27 protein-coding genes are annotated in these 26,121 nt (G+C 70.5%); 20 read left to right on the top strand and 7 right to left on the bottom strand.

Annotated features, from left to right (window positions below; translation table 11 throughout):
- Positions 1-72: 72 nt before the first annotated feature.
- The 3 genes from mshA to R4P08_RS09945 all read left to right on the top strand — a co-directional run bounded on the left by mshA (position 73) and on the right by R4P08_RS09945 (position 3,496).
- Positions 73-1,419 carry a D-inositol-3-phosphate glycosyltransferase gene (gene mshA, locus R4P08_RS09955; RefSeq protein ID WP_411741189.1) on the top strand — a complete coding sequence of 449 codons (1,347 nt, stop codon included), beginning with the start codon at positions 73-75 and terminating at the stop codon, positions 1,417-1,419.
- Between the two features lie 151 nt (positions 1,420-1,570).
- Positions 1,571-2,113 (top strand): YbjN domain-containing protein, encoded by a 543-nt coding sequence (locus R4P08_RS09950; protein ID WP_411741191.1) that lies wholly within the window; start codon positions 1,571-1,573, stop codon positions 2,111-2,113.
- 57 nt (positions 2,114-2,170) lie between these two features.
- The gene (locus tag R4P08_RS09945; RefSeq protein WP_317813654.1) at positions 2,171-3,496 is read left to right on the top strand and encodes a hypothetical protein; all 1,326 of its coding nucleotides are present in this window, start codon (positions 2,171-2,173) and stop codon (positions 3,494-3,496) included.
- Between the two features lies 1 nt (position 3,497).
- Here the strand turns inward: R4P08_RS09945 and R4P08_RS09940 are convergent, their stop codons facing one another.
- The 3 genes from R4P08_RS09940 to R4P08_RS09930 all read right to left on the bottom strand — a co-directional run bounded on the left by R4P08_RS09940 (position 3,498) and on the right by R4P08_RS09930 (position 6,146).
- Entirely contained in the window at positions 3,498-4,004 is a 507-nt protein-coding gene (locus R4P08_RS09940; protein WP_317813653.1) for a GNAT family N-acetyltransferase, read from the bottom strand.
- A gap of 9 nt (positions 4,005-4,013) precedes the next feature.
- Positions 4,014-4,322: a DUF1778 domain-containing protein gene (locus R4P08_RS09935; RefSeq protein ID WP_317813652.1), complete on the bottom strand. Its 309-nt coding sequence runs from the start codon at positions 4,320-4,322 to the stop codon at positions 4,014-4,016.
- A gap of 114 nt (positions 4,323-4,436) precedes the next feature.
- Positions 4,437-6,146 carry a long-chain-fatty-acid--CoA ligase gene (locus R4P08_RS09930; protein WP_317813651.1) on the bottom strand — a complete coding sequence of 570 codons (1,710 nt, stop codon included), beginning with the start codon at positions 6,144-6,146 and terminating at the stop codon, positions 4,437-4,439.
- Between the two features lie 41 nt (positions 6,147-6,187).
- Here R4P08_RS09930 and R4P08_RS09925 point away from each other — a divergent pair, with 41 nt between their 5' ends.
- The 3 genes from R4P08_RS09925 (at position 6,188) to R4P08_RS09915 (ending at position 8,931) form a co-directional block, all read left to right on the top strand.
- The gene (locus R4P08_RS09925; RefSeq protein ID WP_317813650.1) at positions 6,188-6,937 is read left to right on the top strand and encodes a phosphoglyceromutase; all 750 of its coding nucleotides are present in this window, start codon (positions 6,188-6,190) and stop codon (positions 6,935-6,937) included.
- 111 nt (positions 6,938-7,048) lie between these two features.
- Entirely contained in the window at positions 7,049-8,245 is a 1,197-nt protein-coding gene (locus tag R4P08_RS09920) for a sensor histidine kinase (protein WP_317813649.1), read from the top strand.
- Entirely contained in the window at positions 8,242-8,931 is a 690-nt protein-coding gene (locus R4P08_RS09915) for a response regulator transcription factor (protein ID WP_317813648.1), read from the top strand. The genes R4P08_RS09920 and R4P08_RS09915 overlap by 4 nt, the downstream gene beginning before the upstream one ends.
- A gap of 66 nt (positions 8,932-8,997) precedes the next feature.
- Here the strand turns inward: R4P08_RS09915 and R4P08_RS09910 are convergent, their stop codons facing one another.
- A complete protein-coding gene (locus R4P08_RS09910) occupies positions 8,998-9,888 on the bottom strand; it encodes a hypothetical protein (protein WP_317813646.1) in 891 nt (296 codons plus the stop codon).
- 33 nt (positions 9,889-9,921) lie between these two features.
- On the opposite strand from R4P08_RS09910, the gene R4P08_RS09905 reads away from it, so the two are divergent.
- From R4P08_RS09905 to R4P08_RS09875, 7 genes are all read left to right on the top strand, one after another.
- Positions 9,922-10,869, top strand: a complete 948-nt coding sequence (locus R4P08_RS09905) for a Ppx/GppA phosphatase family protein (protein WP_317813645.1) — start codon at positions 9,922-9,924, stop codon at positions 10,867-10,869.
- A 1-nt stretch (position 10,870) separates the two neighbouring features.
- Positions 10,871-12,373, top strand: coding sequence for a hypothetical protein (locus tag R4P08_RS09900; RefSeq protein WP_317813644.1), 1,503 nt, complete (start codon positions 10,871-10,873; stop codon positions 12,371-12,373).
- Positions 12,374-12,569: 196 nt separating this feature from the next.
- Positions 12,570-13,412 (top strand): pyrroline-5-carboxylate reductase, encoded by an 843-nt coding sequence (proC, locus tag R4P08_RS09895; RefSeq protein WP_317813643.1) that lies wholly within the window; start codon positions 12,570-12,572, stop codon positions 13,410-13,412.
- 207 nt (positions 13,413-13,619) lie between these two features.
- Positions 13,620-13,841: a helix-turn-helix domain-containing protein gene (locus R4P08_RS09890; RefSeq protein ID WP_317813642.1), complete on the top strand. Its 222-nt coding sequence runs from the start codon at positions 13,620-13,622 to the stop codon at positions 13,839-13,841.
- A 136-nt stretch (positions 13,842-13,977) separates the two neighbouring features.
- Entirely contained in the window at positions 13,978-14,079 is a 102-nt protein-coding gene (locus R4P08_RS09885) for a 30S ribosomal protein bS22 (RefSeq protein ID WP_003855542.1), read from the top strand.
- A gap of 163 nt (positions 14,080-14,242) precedes the next feature.
- Positions 14,243-15,403: an NAD-dependent epimerase/dehydratase family protein gene (locus R4P08_RS09880; protein ID WP_317813638.1), complete on the top strand. Its 1,161-nt coding sequence runs from the start codon at positions 14,243-14,245 to the stop codon at positions 15,401-15,403.
- The gene (locus R4P08_RS09875) at positions 15,400-16,533 is read left to right on the top strand and encodes a lysophospholipid acyltransferase family protein (protein ID WP_317813637.1); all 1,134 of its coding nucleotides are present in this window, start codon (positions 15,400-15,402) and stop codon (positions 16,531-16,533) included. Before R4P08_RS09880 ends, R4P08_RS09875 begins: the two co-directional genes overlap by 4 nt.
- A 76-nt stretch (positions 16,534-16,609) precedes the next feature.
- Here R4P08_RS09875 and R4P08_RS09870 read toward each other — a convergent pair whose 3' ends face one another.
- Complete coding sequence (locus R4P08_RS09870) at positions 16,610-17,746, bottom strand: HAD family hydrolase (protein WP_411741188.1); 1,137 nt, start codon at positions 17,744-17,746, stop codon at positions 16,610-16,612.
- Positions 17,747-17,819: 73 nt separating this feature from the next.
- Here R4P08_RS09870 and R4P08_RS09865 point away from each other — a divergent pair, with 73 nt between their 5' ends.
- Complete coding sequence (locus tag R4P08_RS09865) at positions 17,820-18,089, top strand: glutaredoxin family protein (protein WP_317813636.1); 270 nt, start codon at positions 17,820-17,822, stop codon at positions 18,087-18,089.
- Between the two features lie 143 nt (positions 18,090-18,232).
- Here R4P08_RS09865 and R4P08_RS09860 read toward each other — a convergent pair whose 3' ends face one another.
- Complete coding sequence (locus R4P08_RS09860) at positions 18,233-18,574, bottom strand: HNH endonuclease signature motif containing protein (RefSeq protein WP_317813635.1); 342 nt, start codon at positions 18,572-18,574, stop codon at positions 18,233-18,235.
- 437 nt (positions 18,575-19,011) lie between these two features.
- Between R4P08_RS09860 and R4P08_RS09855 the strand changes: the two genes are divergently transcribed.
- The 3 genes from R4P08_RS09855 to R4P08_RS09845 all read left to right on the top strand — a co-directional run bounded on the left by R4P08_RS09855 (position 19,012) and on the right by R4P08_RS09845 (position 23,129).
- Positions 19,012-20,421, top strand: a complete 1,410-nt coding sequence (locus tag R4P08_RS09855) for a glutamyl-tRNA reductase (protein WP_317813634.1) — start codon at positions 19,012-19,014, stop codon at positions 20,419-20,421.
- Positions 20,418-21,416 carry a hydroxymethylbilane synthase gene (hemC, locus tag R4P08_RS09850; protein WP_317813633.1) on the top strand — a complete coding sequence of 333 codons (999 nt, stop codon included), beginning with the start codon at positions 20,418-20,420 and terminating at the stop codon, positions 21,414-21,416. Before R4P08_RS09855 ends, hemC begins: the two co-directional genes overlap by 4 nt.
- Before the next feature lie 69 nt (positions 21,417-21,485).
- Positions 21,486-23,129: a uroporphyrinogen-III synthase gene (locus R4P08_RS09845; RefSeq protein WP_317813632.1), complete on the top strand. Its 1,644-nt coding sequence runs from the start codon at positions 21,486-21,488 to the stop codon at positions 23,127-23,129.
- Positions 23,130-23,190: 61 nt separating this feature from the next.
- Here the strand turns inward: R4P08_RS09845 and R4P08_RS09840 are convergent, their stop codons facing one another.
- Positions 23,191-23,667 (bottom strand): MarR family winged helix-turn-helix transcriptional regulator, encoded by a 477-nt coding sequence (locus R4P08_RS09840; RefSeq protein WP_317813631.1) that lies wholly within the window; start codon positions 23,665-23,667, stop codon positions 23,191-23,193.
- A gap of 92 nt (positions 23,668-23,759) precedes the next feature.
- Between R4P08_RS09840 and R4P08_RS09835 the strand changes: the two genes are divergently transcribed.
- The 3 genes from R4P08_RS09835 (at position 23,760) to R4P08_RS09825 (ending at position 26,113) form a co-directional block, all read left to right on the top strand.
- Positions 23,760-24,413 (top strand): maleylpyruvate isomerase family mycothiol-dependent enzyme, encoded by a 654-nt coding sequence (locus R4P08_RS09835; protein WP_317813630.1) that lies wholly within the window; start codon positions 23,760-23,762, stop codon positions 24,411-24,413.
- An 81-nt stretch (positions 24,414-24,494) separates the two neighbouring features.
- Positions 24,495-25,538, top strand: coding sequence for a porphobilinogen synthase (gene hemB / locus R4P08_RS09830; protein ID WP_317813629.1), 1,044 nt, complete (start codon positions 24,495-24,497; stop codon positions 25,536-25,538).
- A complete protein-coding gene (locus R4P08_RS09825; RefSeq protein ID WP_317813628.1) occupies positions 25,535-26,113 on the top strand; it encodes a hypothetical protein in 579 nt (192 codons plus the stop codon). The genes hemB and R4P08_RS09825 overlap by 4 nt, the downstream gene beginning before the upstream one ends.
- Positions 26,114-26,121: the final 8 nt, after the last annotated feature.

The following is a 26,121-nucleotide window of genomic DNA, read 5'->3' as shown; positions in this document are numbered from 1 at the left end:
GGACTTCAGCGACGGCCGGCAATGGCCGGCGGCGGTGTGCGCTGTCTGGTCGGCGGGGGCACAATCGGACTGGTGACCGTTTCCGATCTCCACTCAGGTATCAGTGCAGGCCCCGAGGCAGGCGCTGGGGCCGGCACCGGGGCCCTGCTTCCGCGGCGCATCGCCCTGCTGTCCTTCCACACCTCGCCGCTGGCCCAGCCCGGTACCGGCGACGCGGGCGGCCTCAACGTTTACGTCCTGCAGACCGCGCGCCGACTGGCCCGCCGCGGTGTCGAGGTGGAGATCTTCACCCGTGCCACCCATTCGTCGCAGCCCGCGGTCGAGGAGGCCGGCGACGGCGCGCTGGTGCGCAACATCGTGGCCGGCCCGTTCGAGGGGCTGCGCAAGGAGGATCTGCCCACGCAGCTGTGCCCCTTCGTGGCCGGCGTGATGCGCGCCGAGGCCGGTCAGGCTCCCGGCCACTACGACCTCATCCACTCCCACTACTGGCTGTCCGGGCAGGCCGGGCTGGTGGCCTCCGAGCACTGGGGCGTGCCGCTCGTGCACACCGCGCACACCCTGGCGGAGGTTAAGAACGCGGTCCTGGCCGCCGGCGACGCCCCGGAACCGGAGTCCCGGCGGATCGGGGAGCAGCAGATCGTCGACGCGGCGCACCGGCTCGTCGTCAACACCACCGGTGAACGCGACGAGCTCGTGCGCTACTACGACGCCGACCCCGCCGACATCGACGTCGTGCCCCCGGGCGCCGACCTCGAGCAGTACACCCCCGGCACCCAGCGCGGCACCGAGCGGGCCCGCCGGACCCTGGGGCTCGCGCAACGCTCCGAGGTGATCGCGTTCGTCGGCCGGATCCAGCCGCTCAAGGCCCCCGACGTGATCGTGCGCGCGCTGGCCGAGATCGTGCGCGCCCAGCCGCACCGCGACGTGCGCCTGCTGGTGGTCGGCGGTCCCAGCGGGTCCGGGTTGGAGCGCCCGAGTTCCCTCATGGACCTGGCCGAGGAGCTGGGCGTGGCCGATCGTGTGAACTTCCTCGCGCCCCGCCCGCCGTCGGAGTTGGTGGACGTCTATCGCGCCGCCGACATTGTGGCGGTGCCGTCGTACTCCGAGTCGTTCGGGCTCGTCGCCCTCGAGGCCCAGGCGTGCGGGACGCCGGTCGTGGCCGCCGCGGTGGGCGGCCTGCCCACCGCCGTCGACGACGGCCGCACCGGGATCACCGTCGACGGGCACGATCCGCGGGTGTGGGCGCAGACGTTGTTGGGACTGCTCGACGACGACGAGCGCCGCCTGTCGATGTCGCGGGCCGCCCCGGTCCACGCCTCCGGGTTCTCCTGGGATTCCACCGCCGACGGGCTGCTGGCCTCGTATGCCGGCACGATGGCCGCCTATCGGGCCCGGCGGGCCGCCGCCACGGCGTCCTGACCGTGCGCTGCAGCCCGGGACCCGCCTCCGCCCGCGATCGCCCGGTCTGCGATCCAGCCAGTCCGAACCAGCCCCCGCCCCGAATCGCTCACGAGTCCAGGCCATCGACCCCCGAGGAGTCACGATGATCGACCCCACCGAGAACAAGCGCATGGACGACGGCAGCGAGGCCGCACCGTGCGGCTCCGACGACGTCGACGGCCCCACCCTCGAGCGGATCCGCGATTTCCTGGTCGAGCGGGAGATCGAGTCGACGCTCGCCGACAACCGGACCTTCGTGGTGCAGCTGCCGGGGGAGAAGCGCCTCAAGACCGCCTGTCACCTGACGGTCAACAAGGAGAGCGTGCGCATCGAGGCGTTTGTCTGCCGCAATCCAGACGAGGACTTCGAGAAGGTCTACAAGTACCTGCTCAAGCGCAACCGGCGGCTGTACCAGGTGGCGTACACGGTGGACAACAACGGCGACATCTACCTGGTGGGCCGGATGCCGCTGGTGGCCGTGACCGACGAGGAGCTGGACCGCGTGCTGGGCCAGGTGCTCGAGGCCGCGGACCACGATTTCAACATCCTGCTCGAGACCGGATTCCACACCTCGATCCGCCGCGAATGGGAATGGCGGGTCTCGCGCGGGGAGCCACTGCACAACCTCGACGCGTTCCGCCACCTCACCGCGGACCTGCCCCAGCCGGAATAGTATTTGGCGTCCGGGATCACAGAGGATTGGTCCGGTCGCTGACCTACGATTCGAGACATGTATTCCGACCTTCATGTTGCCGCTCTCGACTATTTCTCGGCCGAGTGCTCGGCGAACGGTCATGCACTGTGCGGCGGTGACGGGGCGTGCGAGTCGATCCGCAGCCTTGCGGTCGAGCACCGCCGGCTCGATTGGGAATGGGCTGACGTCGACCTAGGAAGGGACGTCCTTCAGAGGGTGGGTGTCCCTCCGGATGCAACGTGGCCGACGCCTACCCTGCTTCGCTTCGTGCGTGACAAAGTTCTCACCCCTCCATGGCGGGATCCGCTGAGGAGGGCGATCCATGTGACCTCAGCGCTCGCGATGTTGGGGGAGCGGGGTATTGGCCCGGACATGGTCCTCAGGGGGTTCCTGGCGCCGGCGGTTGCGACGCAGCTCCTCTACGACCTAAGTCTGTCGGTGTGGGCCATGGAGTCCGGCTCCGACGAGCCCCTCCCCTCAGCCCCAGAGATGCAGCCGTGGCTCAAATATGTTGAAGATTGCCTCTCGCGCTGTCGGGGATTGGGCGGCGAGATCACTCTGGACCACCTCATGCATGAGACCCGAAAAGGCGCGAGGCGCGATGTCATCGATCGGTGGGTCGAAGACGCGGCCGCGGCCCACCTGATCGCGTGGAAACTGGAGGGGTACGAACGGACGGAGGCCGCGCCCGACGACAGGGTCTTGGCCGGCGGACAATCCGTCTCGAGGTGGGTCTATGAACGGTTCACGAGGACCTCACCACGGGAGTGGTGCACCCGATCGATCGAGCTTGAGATCGCGTGGGCCAACGATCCTCTGAGTATGGCGGCTTTGGCAGGGGTCAGTTCAGAGGTCCTGACCGAGCGACAGTTTCCGATGACAGTCCTGTGGAAAGCGCTCGGGCGATCAGTGCTGGGGGAACTCCAAAGCGGGGATTCCGAATCGGTTGACGTGGAACAGGTCTTGGAGGACATTGTCCGTGCGATTCAAGCGGGGGACAGGTTTGCAGCGGTGCACCGTGCACGGAAGGCATGGTTAGACGACCCACAGAACGCAGTATGGGGCAATGCCCTTGCCTTCTGCTCGATCCCCGACGACCCGGAGTTGGCTATACGGTTACTGAGTGCTGTATCGAACGAGGTCGAGAACGTCAGCAGGTCGGTCAATCTGGCAGCGGCCCATATCGTTCTAGGTGATCTGGATGGGGTTAGGAAGCATTTCGATTCCATCGAGGGGAACGTCGCTGCCTGGTATTGGGAACCCGACTCGCTGTGGTCGGGCGATCCGGTGGCGGTGGAGATCGAACCAGTTCGGTGGCTCGAGAGCGCAAGAGAAGTATTGCGAATGGCTAGTGAGGGGTGAGTCAGCCGGATAGGAATTCCTTGCGGACATCTTTCATCGGCAGGAACAAATGCAGCGGGTCGGTCGGAGAATCCAAGAAGCTGCCGTTGTGGAGATAGAATCGCCGAGCATCTTCGTCGCGAGCGTGGATAAGGAATGCGGCCGCGCCGATGGACTCGCTGATCACGGCAGCCCTCTTCAGTGCGTCCTGCAGAAGGCCTGCGCCCAACCCGTGCCCATGGGTGGACTTGTCTACAGCTAGACGTGCGAGAAGGATGCACGGCAGCTCGGCTGGGCGACCTCCCTTGGTCAGTCGCTCAGGTGCTTGAGCGAGCTCCACCGCAGCGACGACGATCGAGTAGTAGCCCACCACCCGATCGCCGTCGGTGCTGACATAGGTGACCGCGTTGTTGGCCCGCTGGTTGACGAATGCGTACCGGTCCAACCACGAGTCGAGCTCCGCAGCACCGCTATCGAACCCCTCGGTGATGTCGTTGCGCAGTAGCTTGCGTGGGAGGCAATACGGCATACTCTCCCGTCACTCGCTCTCGAAATCGGAGAACGGCGATGAGCGGGCGGCCAGTCGCCGAAGCTTGGAGGTGTCCTCCAATGGAGCGTCGAGTAGCCGATTGAACTCGTCCCACTGTTCCTGGGACACCGTGAACCATCTGCGATCGGCAAGAACCTTCTCGGCCTGATCGACGGCGCTGCCCAAGATGAACTCGGACATGGAGGTATCGGTCGCTGTAGCGGCGCGACGCAGAAGTTCCTCCTGCCGCTCGCTTGCTCGAAGATTGATCCTCTGCGACTTCGAGGTACGAAGCGCGGTCTCGGATGACTGGCTCATGACGAACCCCTTCCTGATGTGAGTACACAGTACGTACGCCCGGGAATTGCTGTCAACCTATTCGTTGACGGCGCGATCAACATCGCCTTGTTGGCGGTGGTCGCGGCGCCCGCGTCAGGGGTTGATCTGCTCGGCGACCTTCTTGCGCAGCACCTTGCCCATCGGGTTGGTGGGCAGCTCGTCCACCTCCACGAACTCGCGCGGGACCTTGTACCCGGCCAGCGAGCCCTTGCAGTGCGCGCGCAGGGCCCGGCTGTCGAGGGAGGCGCCAGGCTCGGGGATCACCGCGGCCACCACCTGCTCGCCGCCATCGGACCCGCGACGGCCCACCACAGCGCAGTCGGCCACTCCGGGGGCCGTGCGCAGGACCGCCTCGACCTCGGACGGGTACACGTTGAACCCGCCGGTGACGATCATCTCCTTGATCCGGTCCACCACGTGCAGGAACCCGTCCTCGTCCTGTTTCACCACGTCGCCGGTGCGGAGCCAGCCGTCGTGGAAGGTCTCCGCGGTGGCCTCGGAGTTGCGCCAGTAGCCCGGGAAGATCTGCGGGCCCTTGACCAGCAGCTCGCCGGGCTCGCCGACGGCCGCGTCCACCGAGGGGTCGTCCTTGTGGGCGATGCGGACGTCCGTGTCCGGGAAGGGGACGCCGATGCTGCCGGCCCGCCTCGCCGTCGACATGGGGTTACCCACCGTGATGGGCGAGGTCTCGGTCATCCCGTACCCCTCGACCAGCAGGCCGCCGGTCGCGGCCTCCCACTTCTGGATGAGCTCCTCCGGCAGGCTCATGGCGCCGGACAGCGAGTGTCGGATGCCGTGCAGCGGGATCTTCCGCTTACCGGCCTCCTCGAGGATCTTGGCGTAGATCGGCGGGACGGCCGGGATGAAGGTGGGCAGGTCCTTCTTGAGGATCGGCATGATGAGGTCCATGTCGGGCGTCGGCACCAGCTGCAGCCGCGCGCCGACGGCGATCCCGATCACCACGCACAGCGTCACCCCGTAGGCGTGGAACATGGGCAGTGAGGCCAGGAAGCGCTCCTGCCCGAACTCCAGCTCCGGCACCCACGCCTGGCCCATCTTGGCGTTGGCCACCAGGTTGGCGTGGGTGAGCACGGCGCCCTTGGGGGTGCCGGTCGTGCCGGAGGTGTAGAGGATGAGCGCGGGATCCGCGGGCTCCGGCCGCGGGTGCGAGAAGTCGAGCTCGGGCCCGGTCTCCAGATCCGCCCAGTCCAGGGTCCCCGGGGCGGGCCGGGAGAGCTTGGCACGGGAGGCGCGCAGCGCGGGAACGGGCAGGTACCTCAGCGCCAGCCGCTTGGCGGCGGGGAGCTCGTCGAGCAGGTCGACGGCGATGACGTGCTCGATCGCGGTTCCGGGGCGTGTGGCCAGGTCGCGCACGATTCCCGCGACGACGTTCCACGTCACGACCACCTTGGCGCCGTGGTCGACGAACGGCCCCTCCAGCTCGTCGGCCGTGTAGAGCGGGTTGTGCTCCACGACGATCGCGCCGATCCGCAGCGCCGCGTAGAACACGGCGACGCCCTGGGGGCAGTTGGGCAGCAGCACGGCGACGCGATCCCCGCGGGACACCCCGAGGCGGCGCAGACCCTCGGCGGCGCGGCGGACCCGCCTGCCGAGCTCGGAGTAGGTGGTCAGGCGGCCGAAGAACTCCGTGGCGGGCCGGTCGGGGTACGTGCTGACCGCGTTGTCGAACTGGTCGATCAGCGTGGTGGTGCTGTAATCGAGGTTCTGCGTGGTGCCCTGCGTGTAATGGGCGGTCCACGGCCGGTCGGGGGATTCGGGGGCGTCTCCGGCGTGTGCGGTCATGTTTTCACCGTAGTCCCCCGCAGGCAGGTCATAATGTCGTCATGGCTTACGGAACCCTCGTCCTCCTGCGTCACGGGCAGTCCACGTGGAACGCATCCAACCAGTTCACGGGGTGGGTCGACGTCGACCTCACCGATCTCGGGCGTGAGGAGGCCGTCCGGGGCGGCCGGCTCCTGGCCGAGGAGGACATCCTGCCGGACGTGCTGTTCACCTCGCTGCTGCGTCGCGCCATCACCACCGCCAACATCGCGCTCGACGCCTGCGACCGGCACTGGATCCCCGTGGTGCGCCACTGGAAGCTCAACGAGCGCCACTACGGCAAGCTCCAGGGACTCAACAAGGCCCAGATCAAGGACGAGTTCGGTGACGAGCAGTTCATGCTGTGGCGCCGCAGCTACGACACCCCGCCGCCGGCGATCGACGCCGACAACGAGTACTCGCAGTCCTCAGAGGCCCGCTACTCGGACCTGCCGGAGGTGCCGCTGACCGAGTGCCTCAAGGACGTGGTGGACCGGTTCATCCCGTACTACGCGGCCGAGATCGCTCCGCTGCTGGCGGAGGGTAAGACGGTCATGGTGGCCGCGCACGGGAACTCGCTGCGGGCGCTGGTCAAGCACCTCGACGGCATCTCGGACGCCGACATCGCGGGCCTCAACATCCCCACCGGCATCCCGTTGATCTACCGTTTCGACGACTCCGGATTGGTCGCCAACCCGGGCGGCACGTACCTCGATCCCGCAGCCGCAGCCGCCGGTGCCGCCGCGGTCGCCAGTCAGGGCGCGGCCAAGTAGGTGTCGCTCCGGTGAACACGCAATGAACCCCCGTCCACCCGCGGACTTCCCGCAGGTGGACGGGGGTTCGCCGATGTGGAGGCCGGTTCGCCGCACCGTAGTATCGGGCACGTGCAGGTCAGTCTCGGGATCGCCCTCGCGATCGTCGCCGCAGTCGTCGGCTTTGTCGTGGGTGGCTTCATCGTCCCCCGCATCCACGCGCGCAGTGAGCAGCGTGCGGCAGAGCAGCAGGGGCCGAGCCGGCTGGAGGTTCTGCGCGAGGTGTACCACCAGGCGCCGTTCGCGCTGGCCGTGGTCGATCGGCACCAGGATGTGGTCCTCTACAATCGTCGCGCCGCTGAACTGGGGATTGTGGACGACCGACTCCTGGTGGAACCCGTGTGGCGGGCCGCGCAGGTCACGTTCAAAGGCAGCGGACCCTCGGCGTTCGATCTGCCCGCCAAGATCGTCTCGGGGCGCCGCCGGATCCCGTCGGTCAGCGGGCGCAGCGAGATCCTCGGCGGACACGGCGAGCAGTTCGTGGTGGTCTTTGCCGACGACGACTCCGAGCACCGCCGCATGGAGGCCGCCCGCCGCGACTTCGTGGCCAACGTCTCCCACGAACTCAAGACGCCGGTCGGGGCCATGGCGGTGCTCGCCGAGGCGCTCATCGAGTCCAAGGACGACCCGGAGACGGTCGAGTACTTCGGCGGCCGCGTGGTGAGTGAGGCGCACCGGCTGGGGAAGATGGTCACCGAGCTGATCGAGTTGTCCCGCCTCCAGGGCGCCGAGCGCATCCGCGATCTACAGCCGGTCGACGTCGACGACGTGGTGGACGAGGCCATCCGGCGTTCCGCATCCGCGGCCGAGGCTGCCGGGATCGAATTGATCACCGACCCCCCGTCCGGGCTCGAGGTCACCGGCGACCGGACCCTGCTGGTCACCGCCCTGACCAACCTCGTCTCCAACGCCGTCAACTACTCGCCGGAGCGGACGCCCGTCTCGATCACCAGGGCGATCGACGGGGACACCGTGATGCTGCGCGTCACCGACCGCGGGATCGGCATCGCCCCCGACCAGCAGGGCCGCGTCTTCGAACGGTTCTTCCGCGTCGACAAGGCCCGCTCCCGGGCCACCGGCGGAACCGGGCTGGGCCTGGCGATCGTCAAACACGTCGCCCAGAACCACAACGGCAGCGTCAGCCTGTGGAGCCGACCCGGCACCGGGTCGACGTTCACACTCGAACTTCCGGCCCATTTCGAGCCGGGTGGCGACGGGGCTCTGCCCTCCGCCGAGCACGACCAACAAGGAGAGGACCAGGTGCCGTGACCAGGGTGCTGATCGTGGAGGACGAGGCGTCGTTGGCGGATCCGCTGGCGTTCCTCCTGCGCAAAGAGGGCTTCGACGTCACCATCGCGGGTGACGGCCCGACCGCGCTGGAGAGCTTTGACGCCGAGGGTGCGGACATCGTGCTGCTGGACCTCATGCTCCCGGGCATGTCCGGGACCGACGTCTGCAAGCGGCTGCGGGTGACCTCGAGCGTGCCCGTCATCATGGTGACGGCCCGGGACAGCGAGATCGACAAGGTGGTCGGGTTGGAGCTGGGGGCCGACGACTACGTGACCAAGCCGTACTCGGCCCGCGAGCTGATCGCCCGCATCCGGGCGGTGCTGCGGCGGGGTGCCGACATGGACGCGGACCAGCCGGACGAGATCGGGGTCCTGGAGTCCGGGCCGGTCCGGCTGGACATCGAGCGGCACACGGTCAACGTCCGGGGCGCATTGGTCACGCTGCCGCTCAAGGAGTTCGACCTGCTCGAGTACCTGCTGCGGAACTCCGGCCGCGTGCTCACCCGCGGTCAGCTGATCGACCGCGTGTGGGGCTCGGACTACGTGGGCGATACCAAGACCCTCGACGTGCACGTCAAGCGGTTGCGCTCCAAGCTCGAGCAGGACCCGGGCAAGCCGGTCCACCTGGTGACGGTCCGCGGGCTGGGCTACAAGTTCGAGGGCTGACCGGCCCGGCACCATCCCGAAGGGGCACGGAGGGCGCAGCTGGGCGGGGGAGGGCGCCCGGCCGGTTCACGTGCCGCAGGCCCGGCCGGTCTGTTCCCGCTCCGTCCGGCCGTGCGCCGTCTGCGCCCGTTCCGTGGCCGGGTGCACGGCGACGATCCCCAGCTGGCGGCGGCGCCGGCACGCCGCGGCCAGCACCTCGTAGACGTCCGAGCCCAGCAGCTCCACCAGCTCGTCGCGCAGTGAGACGTAGACCGGGTCGGCGCCGACGTGCGCCTCGGGCGATCCGGTGCAGTACCAGTCCAGGTCCAGCCCGCCGGGCCCCCAGCCGCGGCGGTCGTACTCCCCGATATGGGTGTGGAGTACCTCGACCTCGTCGGGCCGGGTCTCCCACTCCTGCGTGCGGCGGATGGGCAGCTGCCAACACACGTCGGGCTTGGACTCGGGCAGGGTCCGTCCCGTCCGCAGGGCCATGTGGTGCAGCGCGCAGCCGGAACCGGCCGGGAAGCCCACGTCGTTGAAGAACACGCATCGCCCGCCGTGGCGGCGGGTGCGCAGCGCCGGTTCGAGCTCGCCGTCGTCCCCGGTGAGTTCGTCCTCCTCCAGCCACGGCTCGAGATCGCCGCCCTCGGCCCCCGCGGCCTGGTCAGCAGCGCCGCGGTGCTGCCAGTCCTCGGGCCCCAGGAGGGCGACGTTCACCTTCAGGCGCTCGCGGTCGTCGTCGTCGCACAGGAACGCCCCGTGCGTACAACAGCCCGAGTCGGGCTGGTCGGATTCGATGCCGTGGCAGGCGGGGGTGCCGAAGACGCAGGTCCAGCTGGACAGCAGCCAGGTCATGTCCGCGGAGATGAGGTGCTCGCTGTTGCCGGGGTCGGGGAACGTGTACCACTCGCGGGGGAAGTCGAGGGGGACTTCTGCGAGGGGCGCACCCGGGGATTGCGTGCGGTCGGTGGCGGTCACAACCTGCGACCGTAGACCGTTTAGGGTGGGCGTGTGAGATTAGGTGTCCTGGACGTCGGGAGCAACACTGTCCATTTCGTCGTTGTCGACGCCCATCGCGGCGGACACCCGACGCCCATGAACGACTCCAAGACTCGGTTGCGCCTGATCGAGTACCTCGACGGGGACAACAACATCTCCAAGACCGGCGTCGCCCGGTTGATCGACGCGGTCAACGAGGCGGCCGACCTGGCGCGCGCCACCAAGTGCGGAGAGGTGATGGCCCTGGCCACCTCCGCCGTGCGCGACGCGTCCAATTCCGACGCGGTGCTGGCGAAGGTCGAGAAGGAGACCGGCATCGAGCTGCGCGTGCTCTCCGGCGAGGACGAGGCGCGCATGACCTTCTTGGCCGCCCGCCGCTGGTTTGGCTGGAGCGCGGGACGGATCGTCAACCTCGACATCGGTGGCGGTTCGCTGGAGATGACGATCGGGGAGGACGAGCTGCCCGAGCAGGCCTACAGCCTGCAGTTGGGCGCCGGCCGGCTGACCCGCGACTGGTTCCACTCCGATCCGCCCGAGCGCAAGCGCATCAACCAGCTGCGCGACTACATCGACGCCGAGCTCGAGGGCCCCGCCAAGGCGATCCGCGCCGCCGGTGACCCGGACCTCGCATGCGCCACCTCCAAGACGTTCCGCACCCTGGCGCGGCTCACCGGCGCGGCGCCGTCGTCGGAGGGGCCGCGCGTCGAACGCGTCCTCACGGCGTCCGGTCTGCGGCAGGTGATCGCGTTTATTTCTCGCATGACGGCCGCCGACAGGGCAGAGTTGGAGGGAATCAGTTCTGATCGCTCGCATCAGGTGGTCGCGGGAGCGCTGGTGGCGGAGGCGTCCATGAGGGCATTGGGCTTGGAAAGTGTGAAAATCTGCCCGTGGGCCCTGCGCGAGGGGCTCATCTTGCAGCGTCTCGACCGGGACGCGGGCGGCGACGGAAAGGGGAGCTGAGATGGCCGAAGATCAGGACGGTCAGCAGATCACCGTGGCGGAGCTGCTCAAGCGCATGGGCGCGGAGCGACCGGCCGCGGAGCAGCCGGCCGCGCCGGAGGGCCGCCGGCATCGGCGGGCCGAGGACGGTGGGCGCGGCGTGAGCGTCTCCGAGCTCACCGGCGAGATCCCGCGGATCACCGACGACACCGTGCTCAGCAGCCGCGCCTCGCGCCGCCGGGCCCGCGAGGCCGAGGAGCAGGCCGCCGAGCAGGCCACGGCCGGTGCCGGGGCTGGTTCCGGCACGGGCGCGCCCGCGGCGCCCTCTACTTCTGCGGCGGTTCCTGAGGCAGCAGCCGGGGCCTCGGGGAAGACCCCCGAGACGACGACGAGGCCTGCCGCCGCACCGCCCGTGCGGCCGAAGAGGGATGCGGGCAAGCCTGCAGCCAAGGTTTCCGCTGCGCCGACCCCGAAGACGCCGCCGGCCGCGTCGACAGTGCCCACGTCGTCTGCAGCGGCGCCGACTGCGCCCACCCCGCCTCCCGCGATAGGCGACGCCCCCGCCGACACCGGTGCGAAGGGTGGCCTGCGCGGACTGTTCGGTCGCAGGCGCAAGGACGCCGAGCAGACCGAGTTCGACGCCCCCGCCGTCCGGCCGGACCCTGACGCCCGGCCGGACTCCGACCACCAGGCAGCCCCGACCGGGGGTTCGCCCAAGGCGCGCGGGTTGAGCGCCGGTGGGGCCGCCGCAGGCGCTTCTGCCGCGGGCGCGGCCGCGTCCACAGCGGCCGCGGGCAAGTCCGCGGCTACGGCGGCGACGGGCAAGTCCGCGTCCACGGCGGCGACGGGCGAGCCCGCTTCGGCTCCCGCCGGTGCGGACACGCCGCCGTCCACGTCGACGGTCGTCACGAAGAAGACCGACACCCCGGAGCCCGCCGCTCCTGTTGCCTCGGTTCCGGACACGAAGCCTGCCGACGCGACCGCTCCGACCGGCGGGTCGGCGACGTGGGGAGTCCCGTCCGGCAGCGGCTCGACCGCCCACCACGCCCCGGGTGGCCCGACCGAGCAGGCCGAGGTCGCCGAGACCCGGTCCGACTCGGACGCGGCGGCTCCGGCCCGGGCCCCTCAGTCCGAGTCGTCTCAGGACGAGTCGCTGCAGTCCGGGTCAGCTCAGTCCGGGTCAGCTCAGCCCGGATCAGCTCAGCCCCGGGCCGACGAGTACCACGACTTCGAGTACTCGCGGGGCGGCGTGGCCGACGAGCGTTCCTCGGCCACGCAGTGGCTGGTCCTCGTCGCGCAGGTCCTCGCCTCCGCCGTCGCGGGTGCGGCCCTGTTCATCGGCTTCCAGCTGCTGTGGCGAGACCTGCCGTGGGTGGCGATGGCACTGGCGGTCGTGGTGATCGTCGGTCTGGTCGCCATGGTGCGGGTGCTGCGCCGGTCCAACGACATGGTCAGCATCGCGCTCGCGGTGATCGTGGGCCTGGGCGTGACCTGCGGGCCATTGCTTCTGAGAGTGATCACCTAGGCAGCTCCAACTCCCAGCCCGCCCCGCCCGCGCCCGTCAAGGCGCGGGCGGAGTCGTCTCGACAGCTGCCGGCCACGTCAGTCGCGCCCGTCCGGGCGCAGCCGCCCGAAACCCGCCTCCCGGGTTCGCACCGCGCCCGGACTAGCGCCGTGGGCAGGACCGGTCGCGGCCCCGGGCGTGTGGCACTGTGAACGGCATGACAAGAATCGCAGTGGTCGGTGGCGGGCGCATCGGTGAAGCCCTCATCGCAGGGCTCAGGGACGCAGGAACGCAGGCTCAGGACATCGTGGTGATCGAGGCCGTCGAGGCCCGCGCCACCGAACTGGCCAAGAAGTACAACGTACTCGCGACCAGTCTGGACATCGGCTGCGAGGGCGCGGACGTGATCGTCGTGGCCGTCAAACCCGGTGACGTCCCCGCCGTCGTCGAGAGGATCGGCAACGCGATCTCCGACAGCGTCCACGAGTCGATCGTGGTCTCGCTGGCCGCGGGCGTGCCCACGGTGGTCATGGAGAACAAGCTCAGCGCCGGCTCGCCGGTCGTGCGGGTCATGCCCAACACCGCGATGCTCGTGGGGCAGGGCGTCTCCGCTGTGAGCAAGGGCCGCTTCGCGCGTGACGAGCACCTGGAGCAGGTGATCACGATCATGAAGAGCGTCGGCGCCGTCGTCGTCGTCAACGAGAGCCAGATGGACGCCGTCACCGCGGTCTCCGGCTCCGGACCCGCCTACTTCTTCCTCCTCGCCGAGGCGTTGGTCGACGCCGCCGTGGAGCAGGGCCTGCCGCGCGACGTGGCGTTGACCCTCGCGACCGGGACCGCGCTGGGCGCGGGCGCGATGCTCGCCTCCGGTGGGGACGGGCCCGCCGATCTGCGCGCGGCCGTCAGCTCGCCGGGCGGGACCACGGCGGCGGCCATCCGGCGCCTCGAAGCCGGCGGTGTGCGGTCGGCGGTGGCTGACGCGGTGGAGGCCGCCGCGACCAAGTCGCGGGTCATGGCACAGTCCGCCCAGGAGGCCGACGACGACGAGGTCGACCTCTAGCCGACCGGACTGCAACGGCCGCGTTTTTAGCACAATCCCTGCTCAACACGGGTGAGGCTTGGCTGCGGCGGCGTGTCGTCCAAGGTATTTGCCCACTCCCGTCGCATTGATCACACCCTTCACGCTAGGCTCATACCCAGCACGTGCGTGTCCGTACCGCAGGAGGGGAAGCCTGCGGCACGACGCGTGCCACGAAGGGTTGTAATGATGGCGACTACCGACAAGACCGATAGCGGCGCTCCGGCAACTGGGGGTTCCCAGTTCCTGACCGTTGCCGAGGTCGCCGCGCTGATGCGCGTTTCCAAGATGACGGTCTACCGGCTCGTGCATTCGGGCGAGCTCCCCGCGGTTCGCGTGGGTCGGTCCTTCCGTGTGCATTCCAAGGCTGTCCACGAGTACCTGGACACCTCGTACTTCTCGGCTGGCTAATAAGCCCCGGGCCCGTTTTCGTCGCGGCCCCACCTGCAGGTAGTCTGGACGGGTTCCGTACCGGCTTCCGAGCCCGCTTAGTTGCCGGAGCGCAGTAAGGTCCACGACCAGTATTCGACAGGTAGGTGACCCCGATATGGGTTCTGTGATCAAGAAGCGCCGCAAGCGTATGTCCAAGAAGAAGCACCGCAAGATGCTCCGCCGTACTCGCGTGCAGCGTCGCAAGCTCGGTAAGTGAGTCTCGCGGCGGCTCGGTAGCGCCCGGACTCTCGCCTGTAGCGGATGCCCGTCACCTCACGCAGGTGGCGGGCATCGGTGTATTCAGCCCATCACCCTCTCCGGTGGCGGGCATCGGTGTATTTGCCCGGGCCCGCCCGGGGTGCACCGCTAGAGTGGGCGGAGTGAACTCAGAAGCCCCTGTCCGTCAGTCCACGCGCCCTGCGCGGGCAGTGGCGGTCGTGGGCGGCAGCCGTTACCTCGGCGCGCACCTCGTGGGGATGCTGCTGCGGAGCGAGTCCGTCGAGCGTGTCCTGGCCATTGACTCGGTCAAGCCGTCGCCGCAGCATCGTCGTCGTATGAGGGACGCCGAGTTCGTCCGCCTCGACCCGCAGTCACCGCGCCTCCAGGGCATCCTGCGCGACGCCGGGATCGACACGGTGGTCCACGCCGGGCTGCACCACACCGACTTCGCTGCCGGCGGACGCGCGGCCGTCAAGGAGTCCAACATCATGGGCTCCATGCATGTGATCGCCGCCTGCGGCCGAGCCGCGTCGGTCAAGCGCTTCGTGCTGATCTCCTCGACCACCGTGTACGGCTCCTCGGGCGCGGATCCGGCGATGTTCACCGAGGACATGGCCGCCCGCCGTCAGCCCAGCGGCGGCATCCCGATGGACCACCTGTCGGTCGAGGGGTACGTGCGCGCGATGTCCCGCAAGCGGCCCGACATCGACGTCACCATCCTGCGCGTCCCCGCGATCCTCGGGCTGCCCGAGCCGACGGTCTTCGGGGAGTTGTTGGCGCCCTCGATCGCGCCGGTGCTGGCCGGCTACGACCCGCGCATCCAGCTGCTGCACCCGCAGGACGCGCTCGACGCGCTCCTGCACGCGTCCATGGGCGCCACCCCGGGTACGTACAACATCGCCGCCGAGGGCATCCTGACGCTCACGCAGGCCATCCGGCGCGCCGGTCACGTCCCGCTGCCGGTCCCGGCGCCCACGTTCAGGATGGTGTCCCGGCTGCTGTCCAGCCAGGGGTTCCGCGACATCGGGCAGGCGCAGTTGCGTTTCCTGCGCTTCGGCCGCGCGATGGACACCACGCGGATGCGCACCGAGTTCGGATTCACGCCGCAGTACACCACCGAGGAGGCGCTGCAGTCCTACCTGGTGGACTCCGGCACGGAGCCGCTGGTGACCCGAGCGTCGTTGGAGCGCCGGATGGCCGGGTTCGCGGCCATGCTCCCCGGCCCGGTGGCCCGAGGTCTGCGAGCGGGCATCCACACCACCCTGGACGAGCTCGAGTCGCTGGGCGCGCTGCCCGACCCCATCGAGGAGGACGCACTGTGAAGGGCCCTGAATTCGACCTGAGCCAGACGATGGGCGGTCCGCGCTGGGGTGAGGGCCGCCGCGACTCGCGGAGCGACCGCGTGGTGGGCGAGGGGTTCCTGGGCTCCACCACCCACAGCGACGCCGCGGCCACCGAGATCGGCCGGATCGTGGACCGGTTCTTCAGCTCCATGCGGTCCGCGGTCGGGCAGGTCGTGGAGGCGCTGCCCGTCGACGCCGAGGTACTGGCGCCCGTGCGCGAGGCCGTCCGCAGCGTCGAGGTGATGCTCGCGACGGGCGACGTCAGCGCGCTGACCGGGTTGGTCGACGCTGTGAACGCCGCCGGAGAGGTGTTGGCCACCCGCGTGACCGGCGGTTACGAGGTCGACGAGTTCGGCTTCGACGAGCACTTCTACCGCAACATCTGGCTGCCCCTGTGGCGGCCGCTGTTCGAGAACTGGTTCCGGGTCGAGGTGATCGGCGCCGAGAACATCCCCGCCGACGGGGCCGGGCTGATCGTGTCCAACCACGCCGGCGTGGTGCCGGTCGACGCGCTCATGACCACCGTCGCCGTCCACGACCACACCGGTCGCGCGCTGCGGCTCCTGGCCGCCGACCTGGCCATGACGCTGCCGGGCTCCGCGCCGCTGGCCCGGCGAGCCGGCGCGACGTTGGCCTGCGCGGCCGATGCGGAGCGTCTGCTGGAGGGCGGTCACCTGGTGGCGGTGTGGCCCGAGGGGTACAAGGGCCTGGGCAAGCCGTTCGCGGACCGGTACCGGTTGCAGCGCTTCGGTCGCGGCGGGTTCGTGTCCACCGCGTTGGCCGCCGGCGCGCCGATCATCCCGTGCTCGGTGGTGGGCTCGGAGGAGATCTACCCCAAGATCGGCGAGTTCCTCCCGCTGGCGCGGCTGCTCGGGCTGCCGTACGTGCCCATCACGCCCACGTTCCCGCTGCTCGGCCCACTCGGCGGCATCCCCCTGCCCACCAAGTGGACCATCGAGTTCGGCGAACCCATCGAGACCTCGCACCTGGGCCCCGACGCGTCCGACGACCCGATGGTGGTCTTCGAGATCACCGACCAGGTCCGCGAGAACATCCAGAACACGCTGTTCCGGAACCTCGCGCGCCGCGGGAGCGTCTTCTTCGGCTGACCAGCGGCGCGAGGCAACCCGCCGCGCGAGGCAACCCGCTGGGCGGCAACTCGCCGGGCCCGCGGCGCGGCGTCGTCTAGAACAGCCGGCGGACCTGGCCCCTTGCGCGCACGCCGTAGGACGAGCGGATGGCCGCCGTGAGTCCGCCCACCGCGAGCACCCCGGGCACGGCCTTTTTGGCGGCCTTGCGCACGGTGCGGAAATCCTTGATGTCCCACCCGTTCTCGGAGGCGTACTTGCGCAGCCGTCCATCGGGGTTGATGGCCACCGGGTTGCCGACCATCGTCAGCATCGGCATGTCGTTGAAACTGTCCGAGTAGGCGTAGCACCTGGCCAGGTCAAAGCCCTCGGCCTCCGCGAGCGTGGCGACGGCGTGCGCCTTGCCGGGCCCGTGCAGGATGTCGCCCACCAGGCGGCCCGTGTAGACGCCGTCCTCCTCCTCCGCCACCGTCCCGAGCGCGCCCGAGAGCCCGAGCCGCGCCGCGATCACCCGGGCCAGCATCACGGGCGTCGCGGTGACCAGCCAGACCTGCTGACCGGCGTCGAGGTGCATCTGCACGAGCGACCGCGTGCCCGGCCAGACGCGGTCCAGCATCGAGGTGTCCACGACCTCCTCGCTCAGGGCGGTCAGCTCCGCGACGGTGTGGCCCTGGACAAAGCTCAGGGCCTTGTCGCGACCGGCGGCCACGTCGTCGGCGTTCTCCTTGCCCGAGACCCGGAACTTGATCTGCGACCACGCCAGTCCCGCCACGTCCTGCGCTGTGAAGAACTTGTGCTTGGCCAGACCTCGGGCCAGGTGGATGATCGACGCGCCCTGGATGAGGGTGTTGTCCACGTCGAAGAACGCGGCCGTCTGCAGGTCGGGGACAAACGGGGTGCCAGCGTGGTGTTCGTCGGACACCGTGGTCCCCGGTGCCGCGTCCTCTAAGCCTGTAGCGCCCGCCAGCGGCGGGCCGGGTTCGGTGCCGGGTTCGAGCTTGACCGCGTTCCTCGCGGACGCCTCACCGGCGACGCGCTGGTCGCGGGCACTACGCCGGCGCCAGGCCAGGCGGCCGATCGCGCTCGTGATGTCCGCCCGGCCGGGTAGCCGGGGCCCGGTGAACCTCGAGTCGGAGGCGTTGCTGCCGTCGGAAATGCCGCTGCCGTCGGAAGCGTCGGCGCCCGGGGCGTCGCCGCCGCCGAGGTCAGGGTCGTCGGTGGCGTCGTCGTTCACCGGGTGGACCTCCTAGAGGGGGTGGGACCCCATCCTAGGGCAGCCCCGCCACGCCGTCGGGCACTATCGAGGCATGGTGCACACGGTGACCCTGCTGACCCGCGACGGCTGTGGAAGCTGTGTCCGCGTCCACGGCCAGTTGATCCCGCTGTGCGCGGGGGAGGGCGCGGTCCTGGAGATGGTGGACGTGGATCTGGCCGCGGACCGAGAACTCGCGCTGGAGTACGGGGACCGCCTGCCGGTGGTGTTGGTGGACGGTGCGGAGCATTCGTGTTGGGAGGTCGACGACGACGAGCTGATCGCCACCCTCGCCGAGCCCGATCGATTCTCGGGCTGGGAGTGAGTCGGCCGCTGCCTGGCCGCCACGCTCACCGCGACCGGCCGGGCGACGGGCCGGACTACGTGCCGGGCGACGGGCCGGGCGACGGGCCGGACTACGCGCCGGACTACGCGCCGGACGACCCGCCGGACGACCGGCCGGGGGCCTCAGTCCTCGGCGAGCAGCGTCTGCAGGATCGTCGCGTGCCGGAGCAAAAACGCGCTCTCGTCCAGCTTCTTGCGCCGGAGCCACCCTGTGACCTCGCTGTTGTGCTTGCTCGCGTTGCAGGACGCGCAGGCGGGGACAACGTTCCCCAGGGTGTAGCGCCCGCCGCGGGACACGGGCATGACGCAGTCGCGCTGCAGTCCCGGGCCGGCCGCCCGGCAGTAGGCGCATCCGCCCCAGGCGTCGAGGAGTTCGGCCCATTGGGGGGCGGTGAGGTCGTTGTCGACGCGGGCGAGCCGTCGCTGCCGTCGCTTCGCGTAGCGCGCGCGAGTCGCCGCGGACATGCTGGAGGAGGACCTGCGGCGAGGGGGCACCGCGCAACCGTACGTCGACCGCGCCCACTCGGCGGCTCGCGGCCCGGACGCTCCGGGGGACCGGGCTCGGGAGGCAAGGGGTCCGCGCTGCTCATGACGGCCGTGCGCGAAGCGTCCGGACATAGCATCCGCCCCGGCGACGGTTTTGTCCCGGGGTGCCATGCGGGTTACGGTAAAGCGCGTTGCGGGTCGATTGCGGGCTCGCACCACGGCCGTCCCGGAAGGGCGATTCCTGCAGGAATTCTCCTGCTCGTAGCCGTGTACATCGACAGGAGACTACCGACTGTGGACCACCGTTCCGCGTTTGCGTCCAGCGGTTCCCCGTCTTTCCGAGTCGTTACCCCAGTTGACGCCCTGATGTCCATTCTGGCATGTGCCCCTGCGACCCCCGCGTGCGGGGGTCGGCTGTGAGCATTCTCCTAGTCGGCCTGTCCCACCACAGCGCACCGGTCGCCCTGCTGGAGTCGGTGGCCGTCGCGGAATCCGATCGCGACGCCCTCACCGAGGACCTCATCAGCGGTGACAACGTCGACGAGGCGATGATCGTCACCACCTGTAACCGGGTGGAGGTCTACGCGGCCGTGGAGGCGTTCCACCCGGCGCTCGACGACGTGGTGGGCCTGCTGTCCAAGCATTCCGGGCTGTCGGGCGAGGAGCTCAGCCGCCACCTCTACATCCGGTACTCCGAGTCCGCGGCCGAGCACCTGTTCTCCGTGGCCTCCGGCCTGGACTCGATGGTGGTGGGCGAACAGCAGATCATCGGCCAGATCCGCACCGCCTACCAGTCCGCCTCCGACATCGGCGCGGCCGGAACCACGCTGCACCGGCTGGCCCAGCAGGCCCTGCACGTGGGCAAGCGCGTGCACACCGAGACCGGGATCGACTCGGCGGGCGCGTCGGTGGTGTCGGTGGCGCTGGACCGCGCCGCGGAGATCCTCGCTGCAGCCGAGGCCGCTGAAGAGACCGCCGCGGCCGCCCCCGCAACTGCGGCCCGCAGTCTCGAGGGGCGCCGCGCCGTCGTGCTCGGCGCGGGTGCGATGGGTGGGCTGGCCGTCGCGCACCTCGGCCGGGCCGGGGTCGCGAGGATCGACGTCACCAACCGCACACCGGAGCGCGCGGATCGCCTGTCGGAGATCGCCCGTGACGCGGGCACCCCGGCGTCGGCGTTCCCCCTGGCAGACCTGGCGACCGCGATGGCGGACGCCGACATCCTCTTCACCTGTACCGGCGCTGTCGGGACCGTCGTGACGCTGGGCGACGTGCACAACGCGATCGCCCGCCGCGGCCCGGGTCGGGCGCTGGTGATCTGCGACCTGGGGATGCCGCGCGACGTCGACCCCGCGGTCTCGGGTCTGCCGGGCGTGACCGTGCTGGGCATCGAGGCGCTCAAGGCCGACCCGGACACGTCGGCGGCCGCCGCTGACGCCGACGCCGCCCGCACCATCGTCGACACCGAGCTCGCCGCGTACACGCAGGCGGAGCGGATGGCGGGGGTCGGGCCGATCATCGGCCGGCTGCGGGGACGTGGCGGCCAGGTGGTCGCCGCGGAGATGCGCAGGTTCGAGTCTCGAGTGCCGGATCTGGACGAGAAGGTCCGCGACGAGGTGGCCAATACCGTCCGCCGCGTGGTCGACAAGCTGCTGCACCCGCCGACGGTGAGGTTCAAGGAGCTCGCCGCGCAACCCGACGGGGAGAACCTGGCAGCGGTGGTGCGGACCCTGTTCGACCTGGACAACATGGACGACGACGACACCGTGCGACAAGACGCCGTGCAACACAGTGTGAGCGAGATCAGTGTGGACGAGGAGGCATCATGAGCAGGACCCTGAAGGTCGGGACCCGCGGGAGCAACCTGGCCACCACGCAGGCCGGTCACGTGCGGGACGCCCTGATCGCCGCCGGCTACCCCGCCGAGCTGGTGATCGTGCGGACCAGGGGCGACGTGGTGATGGCGCCGGTCGAGCGGATCGGCGTCGGTGTCTTCACCATGGAGCTGCGCTCGGCGCTCGAGCGCGGGGACTGCGACATCGCCGTCCACTCGTACAAGGACCTGCCCACCGCACCCGACAACCGGTTCGCCCCGATCGCCGTGCCGCCGCGCGAGGACCCGTCGGACGTGCTGATCGCCCGCGACGGGCTGACCCTGGACACGCTGCCCGAAGGCGCCCGCGTGGGCACCTCCGCGCCCCGCCGGCGCTCGCAGCTCGCGGCCCTCCGCCCGGACCTGGACCTGCACCCGCTGCGCGGCAACATCGACACGCGCATGGGCTACGTGACCAGCGGCGACCTCGACGCGGTCGTGCTGGCGGGCGCCGGACTCGACCGCGTGGGTGTGGGCGAACGCGCCACCCAGCGGTTCGGCCTCGACGAGATGCTCCCCGCTCCGGCCCAGGGGGCGCTGGCCGTCGAGTGTCGCGCCGATGACACGGGCGCCGCCGAGGCGATCTCCCTCCTCGACCACCTCCCGTCCCGGGTCCGGGTGACGGCCGAGCGTCGTCTGCTCGCCGAACTCGAGGCCGGCTGCACCGCTCCCGTAGGGGCGCGCGCCGAGCTCGACGAGGGCGTCCTGACGTTGCACGCGGTCGTCGCGGCGCACGACGGTTCGACCGTCCTGCGCGCCGAGGGCACTGCCGAGACCGCACACCACCCGGACGGTCCCGTGACCGCCGCCGACGAGTTGGGCCGCCGACTCGCGGCCGATCTGCTCGGACGTGGCGCCCGTGACCTGATGTCCGAGGAATCCACCGAGGAACGGGCCCCGCTCGTACCGCTGGAATCGACGACGGCGCCACCGACCGTCGTCGATTCCTGATCGATCCCCACTGAAGCTCCCCGTCGCGCGCAGCCAGCGCGCGACACCCACCCCACGGAGAGACGAACAATGACTCGAGCACGCACCACCCGCCCCGGAACGATCCGCTTTGTCGGCGGCGGTCCAGGAAACGCGGGCATGCTCACCTGCCGTGCCCGGGAGGTCATCGCGGCGAACGCGCTGGTCTTCGCGGACGCCGATGTCTCCACCGAGATCCTCGCGCTCGTCGCCGACGACGTCCCGGTTCCCGCCGAGGTGCTCGACGAGCGTCGCGCCGAGATGGACGCCGCCGTCGCCGCGGAGGACAAAGCCGAGGTCAAGCGGCTCAAGACGCTGCCCGCGCCTACCGCCGCCGATGTCCGCCCCGTCCTGGGCGAGCCGGCCGCGGTGGCCAAGCAGCTCGTCGCCGAGGCCAAGAAGGGCCGCGACGTGGTCCGTCTGGTCTCGGGGGACCCCATGACCACCGACGCCACAGTCACGGAGATCGCTGCCGTGGGGCGCACGGTCGTGCCGTTCGAGGTCGTGCCGGGCGTGGCCGAGGCCACCGCCGTGCCCGCCTTCGCCGGCATCGCGCTGGGCTCCGGGTACGTCTTCGCCGACGGCCGCGGCAAGGTCGACTGGGCCTCGCTGGTCGGCTCGCCCGGCCCGATCGTCCTGCGCACCACCGGCCGCCACCTCGCCGAGGCGGCCTCCGGGCTGGCCGAGCAGGGCCTGGCCGCCGGCACCCCGGTCACCGTGACCTGCTCCGGTTCGCTCTGTGCCCAGAAGTCCGCCGACGGTACCCTGGCCACCATGGCCGAGGTCGGGCGTGAGATGGAGGGCGATCTCGTGGTGACCATCGGCAAGTCCGCCGGTGAGCGCCACCGCCACCAGTGGTGGGAATCGCGCGCCATGTTCGGCTGGAACGTGCTGGTGCCCCGCACCAAGGCGCAGTCCGCCGAGATGAGTGAGCGCATCTCCGAGCACGGCGCCACGCCGGTCGAGGTGCCCACCATCGCCGTCGAGCCCCCGCGCAGCCCGGCCCAGATGGAGCGGGCCGTCAAGGGCCTGGTCGACGGCCGCTACCAGTGGGTCGTGTTCACCTCCTCCAACGCCGTCCGCGCCGTGTGGGAGAAGTTCACCGAGTTCGGTCTGGACGCGCGCGCCTTCTCCGGTGTCAAGATCGCCTGCGTGGGCGAGGGCACCGCGGCCAGCGTCCGCGAACTGGGCATCCAGCCCGAGCTGCTGCCCTCCGGCGAGCAGTCCAGCCTGGGACTGCTCGAGGTGTTCCCGCCGTACGACGACGTGCTGGACCCCGTCAACCGGGTCCTGCTGCCACGCGCCGACATCGCCACCGAGACGCTCGCCGAGGGCCTGACCTCCCGCGGCTGGGAGATCGAGGACGTCACCGCCTACCGGACCGTCCGTGCGGCCCCGCCGGCCGCCGAGATCCGCGAGATGATCAAGACCGGCGGGTTCGACGCCGTCTGCTTCACCAGCTCCTCCACCGTCCGCAACCTGGTCGGGATCGCCGGCAAGCCGCACACCCGCACGCTCATCGCGTGCATCGGCCCGCGGACCGCCGAGACCGCCCTTGAATTCGGCCTGCGGGTGGACGTGCAGCCGGAGAACGCCTCGGTGCTCGACCTGGTGGACGCGCTCGCCTCGCACGCTGATCAGCTGCGCGAGGCCGGCGAGCTGCCGCCCCCGCGCCGTCGCGCCCGACGCCGCTGAGCTCAGCCGTTCACGGACAGCCCGCCCGCCGACCACCCGTCGCCGGGCGGGCTGTCCCGCGTCAGGGGTCGACCAGCCCGCGGAGTTCCTCCAGCGCTGCGCGGAGGTGACGCATCCGTGCCACGCCCAGGCGGTCCTGCCATTCGGCCTCGATCCGCTGCTCCTCGGCCCTGGCCACCGGCACGATCTCCCGGCCCCGGGATGTGAGCTGGACCAACCGGGCCCGGCCGTCATCTGGATCCTGCGCGCGCCGGACGTACCCCGCCGCCGCCAACCGGTCCACCAACGCGGTCGCGGTCTGTTTGGCGATCCGGGCGCGCTCGGCCAACACGACGAGGCGGGTGCCCTCGTCGTCGTCGATCCCCGCCAGTAGTCGGACCTGCGCGCGGGTGATGTCGCCGAACCCGGCCCCCTCCAGCGCCGCGACGATCCGGTCCTCGGCGGCGCGGTAGCCGAGCCACATGAGCAGGCTCGTCGGGGCGGGCCCGCCGGGCGGGGGCTGGCCGCCGGGAGGGGGCGGTGCGGTCGCGCGGTCCACGGCAACTCCTCAGGATCACTGGGTGCAGATAGTCCTATCATGGTACTAAGTCGCGACCCGGGAAGGCGGGCCGCCCGGGGAAAGGAACCGTGATGGACGACAACATGGTCTGGGCGGCGGTCGACCGCCGTCGCGCGGACATCGCCGACTACCTCGAGGCGCTGCCGCCGGGGGAGTGGGACCACGACTCCCTGTGCGAGGCATGGACGGTGCGTGAGGTCGCCGCGCACCTGACGCTGGTGGGGCTCCCGCGGTGGCGTCTGGTGCCCTTGTTCCTGCGCTACCCGGGCAGCACCAACCGCGTCATCCGGGACGGCTCCAAGGCCGTGGCGCGCGGCCTGACGAATGAGCTGATCGTCGCCGCCATCCGCGACATGATCGGGCTGCACCGGCCCTTCCCCGGCCTGACCTGCCGCGAGGCGCTGATCGACGTGGTGGGGCACACGCAGGACATGACCCTGCCGCTGGGCCGCGAGGTCCCGATTCCGCCGGTGGAGATCGCCGAGGCCGCCGATCGCGTCGTCTCCTACGGCGGGCGGGGCAGCGCCAAGGTCTTCCGCGCGCTGCCGACAGGTGGCCTGCGCCTGGTCGCGGACGACCACGACTGGACCACGGGCGAGGGCGAACCCGTCACCGGCTCGATGCGGGACCTCTTCCTGCTCCTGACCGGACGGACCGTGCACCTGGACCGGCTTGCGGGTGCGGGCGCGGACCGGTTGCGCGAACAGGCCGCGGCCCGGCGCTGACGGGTCGCCGGCCGCGCGCCACGGGCGGGCCACCGACCTGCGTTTCGTCGCGCGACCGGCGACTTTCGTACAGTGGAGCGCGTGACCACACCGCGTGAGACCGACCTCCGTTCCCTCCCGGCACCGCTGGTGCGCCCACGGCGGCTGCGTTCGACCCCGGCGATGCGCCGACTCGTCGCGGAGACCACCCTCGCCCCGCGGCAGTTGGTTCTGCCCGCGTTCGTCGCGGATGGGATCGACGAGCCCCGCGCGATCTCCTCGCTGCCCGGGGTCGTCCAGCACACCGTCGACTCGATCCGCCGCGAGGCCGCCGCCGCGGCGACGGCGGGGCTCGGCGGGATCATGCTGTTCGGCGTCCCCCTCGATGCGGACAAGGACGCCACCGGCAGCTGCGGTGCCGCGCCGGACGGCATCCTCAACCGCGCACTGAGCGCGGTCCGCGAGGAGGTCGGCGACGCGCTGGTCGTGATGGCCGACACCTGCCTCGACGAGTTCACCGACCACGGCCACTGCGGGGTGCTGGGCACCGATCCGCGCGGAGAGCAGATCGTGGACAACGACGCCACGCTGGTCGCCTACAGCGACCTCGCCGTGGCCCAGGCCGCCGCCGGCGCGCACGTGGTCGCGCCCAGCGGGATGATGGACGGCCAGATCCTGGCCATCCGCGAGGCGCTCGACCGCGAGGGACACCTGGATGTGGCCGTGCTGGCCTACAGCGCCAAGTACGCCAGCGCATTTTACGGGCCGTTCCGGGAGGCAGTCGGCTCCTCGCTGCGCGGCGACCGGCGCACGTACCAGCAGGATCCCGCGAATCTGCGCGAGTCCCTGCGCGAGGTGCGGTTGGACCTGGAAGAGGGTGCCGACATGGTCATGGTCAAGCCTGCGATGTCCTACCTCGACGTGCTGCGCCAGACCGCCGAGATGTCCGATGTGCCCGTGGCCGCCTATCAGGTCTCCGGCGAGTACGCGATGATCTCCGCCGCCGCCGAGCGCGGGTGGATCGACCACGACCCGGCCGTCATGGAGTCGCTGATCTCCATCCGACGCGCGGGCGCGGACATCGTCCTGACCTACTGGGCCCTGCACGCCGCACGCCTCCTCTCAGACGGGTGGGGTTCCCGGTGACCGGCAGCAGTGGCCCGTGGCGCCCGCCCGCCGAGGTCGCCGCGCCGGCGAAGGAGCCTGCCGGCCCGCCGCCCGATGACGTCCACACCGCCTGGGTGCTGTGGCTGGCGGCCACGGCGTTCGCGCTCGTCGGGATGTTGCTCAACGTGGGCACCACCCGCTTCGCCGACCTCCCCGTGGCCACTCGGGACGCGTTCCGGGACGGAGTCGACACGGCCGGCGCCACCGAGATGTCCGTCGAGACGCTGTTCACCGCATCCCTGGCGGTGGGCGCGGTCCTGGCGGTGCTCGCCGCGGCCGTGACCCTGTGGTTGGCATTCCGGCTGCGCGCCGGCAGGGGATGGTCCCGGACGATGCTCGACATCGTGGCGATCTTCCTCGTGGTGGATGCCGTGTCCGTGGTGATCGGCGTGTTCGGCGGGGTCGCCGTGGCGGGGCAGCGGGGAGAGGCCATCAGCTTCGTCGTCTTCTCGCTCCAGATCCTCGCGGGGTTGTGCGCGGCCACCGCCGTGTGGCGCCAGCACACCCCCGAGGCCACGGCGTTCACGTCCGGCGGTGCGCGTGCCGGCGAGTGAACCGAGGC

This window comes from Rhodococcus sp. IEGM 1408, from assembly GCF_033142235.1.
Taxonomy (GTDB): Bacteria; Actinomycetota; Actinomycetes; order Mycobacteriales; family Mycobacteriaceae; genus Dietzia.
This window is presented reverse-complemented; position numbering and strand designations above follow the sequence as displayed.

Excerpts from the sequence above, each read along its gene's own strand:
- R4P08_RS09950 (WP_411741191.1), top strand. The coding sequence starts at position 1,571 with ATGGACGACGGCAGCGAGGCCGCACCGTGCGGCTCCGACGACGTCGAC.
- R4P08_RS09945 (WP_317813654.1), top strand. The coding sequence starts at position 2,171 with ATGTATTCCGACCTTCATGTTGCCGCTCTCGACTATTTCTCGGCCGAG.
- R4P08_RS09940 (WP_317813653.1), bottom strand. The coding sequence starts at position 4,004 with ATGCCGTATTGCCTCCCACGCAAGCTACTGCGCAACGACATCACCGAG.
- R4P08_RS09935 (WP_317813652.1), bottom strand. The coding sequence starts at position 4,322 with ATGAGCCAGTCATCCGAGACCGCGCTTCGTACCTCGAAGTCGCAGAGG.
- R4P08_RS09930 (WP_317813651.1), bottom strand. The coding sequence starts at position 6,146 with ATGACCGCACACGCCGGAGACGCCCCCGAATCCCCCGACCGGCCGTGG.
- R4P08_RS09925 (WP_317813650.1), top strand. The coding sequence starts at position 6,188 with ATGGCTTACGGAACCCTCGTCCTCCTGCGTCACGGGCAGTCCACGTGG.
- R4P08_RS09900 (WP_317813644.1), top strand. The coding sequence starts at position 10,871 with ATGGCCGAAGATCAGGACGGTCAGCAGATCACCGTGGCGGAGCTGCTC.
- proC (WP_317813643.1), top strand. The coding sequence starts at position 12,570 with ATGACAAGAATCGCAGTGGTCGGTGGCGGGCGCATCGGTGAAGCCCTC.
- R4P08_RS09890 (WP_317813642.1), top strand. The coding sequence starts at position 13,620 with ATGGCGACTACCGACAAGACCGATAGCGGCGCTCCGGCAACTGGGGGT.
- R4P08_RS09885 (WP_003855542.1), top strand. The coding sequence starts at position 13,978 with ATGGGTTCTGTGATCAAGAAGCGCCGCAAGCGTATGTCCAAGAAGAAG.
- R4P08_RS09865 (WP_317813636.1), top strand. The coding sequence starts at position 17,820 with ATGGTGCACACGGTGACCCTGCTGACCCGCGACGGCTGTGGAAGCTGT.
- R4P08_RS09860 (WP_317813635.1), bottom strand. The coding sequence starts at position 18,574 with ATGTCCGCGGCGACTCGCGCGCGCTACGCGAAGCGACGGCAGCGACGG.
- hemC (WP_317813633.1), top strand. The coding sequence starts at position 20,418 with ATGAGCAGGACCCTGAAGGTCGGGACCCGCGGGAGCAACCTGGCCACC.
- R4P08_RS09845 (WP_317813632.1), top strand. The coding sequence starts at position 21,486 with ATGACTCGAGCACGCACCACCCGCCCCGGAACGATCCGCTTTGTCGGC.
- R4P08_RS09835 (WP_317813630.1), top strand. The coding sequence starts at position 23,760 with ATGGACGACAACATGGTCTGGGCGGCGGTCGACCGCCGTCGCGCGGAC.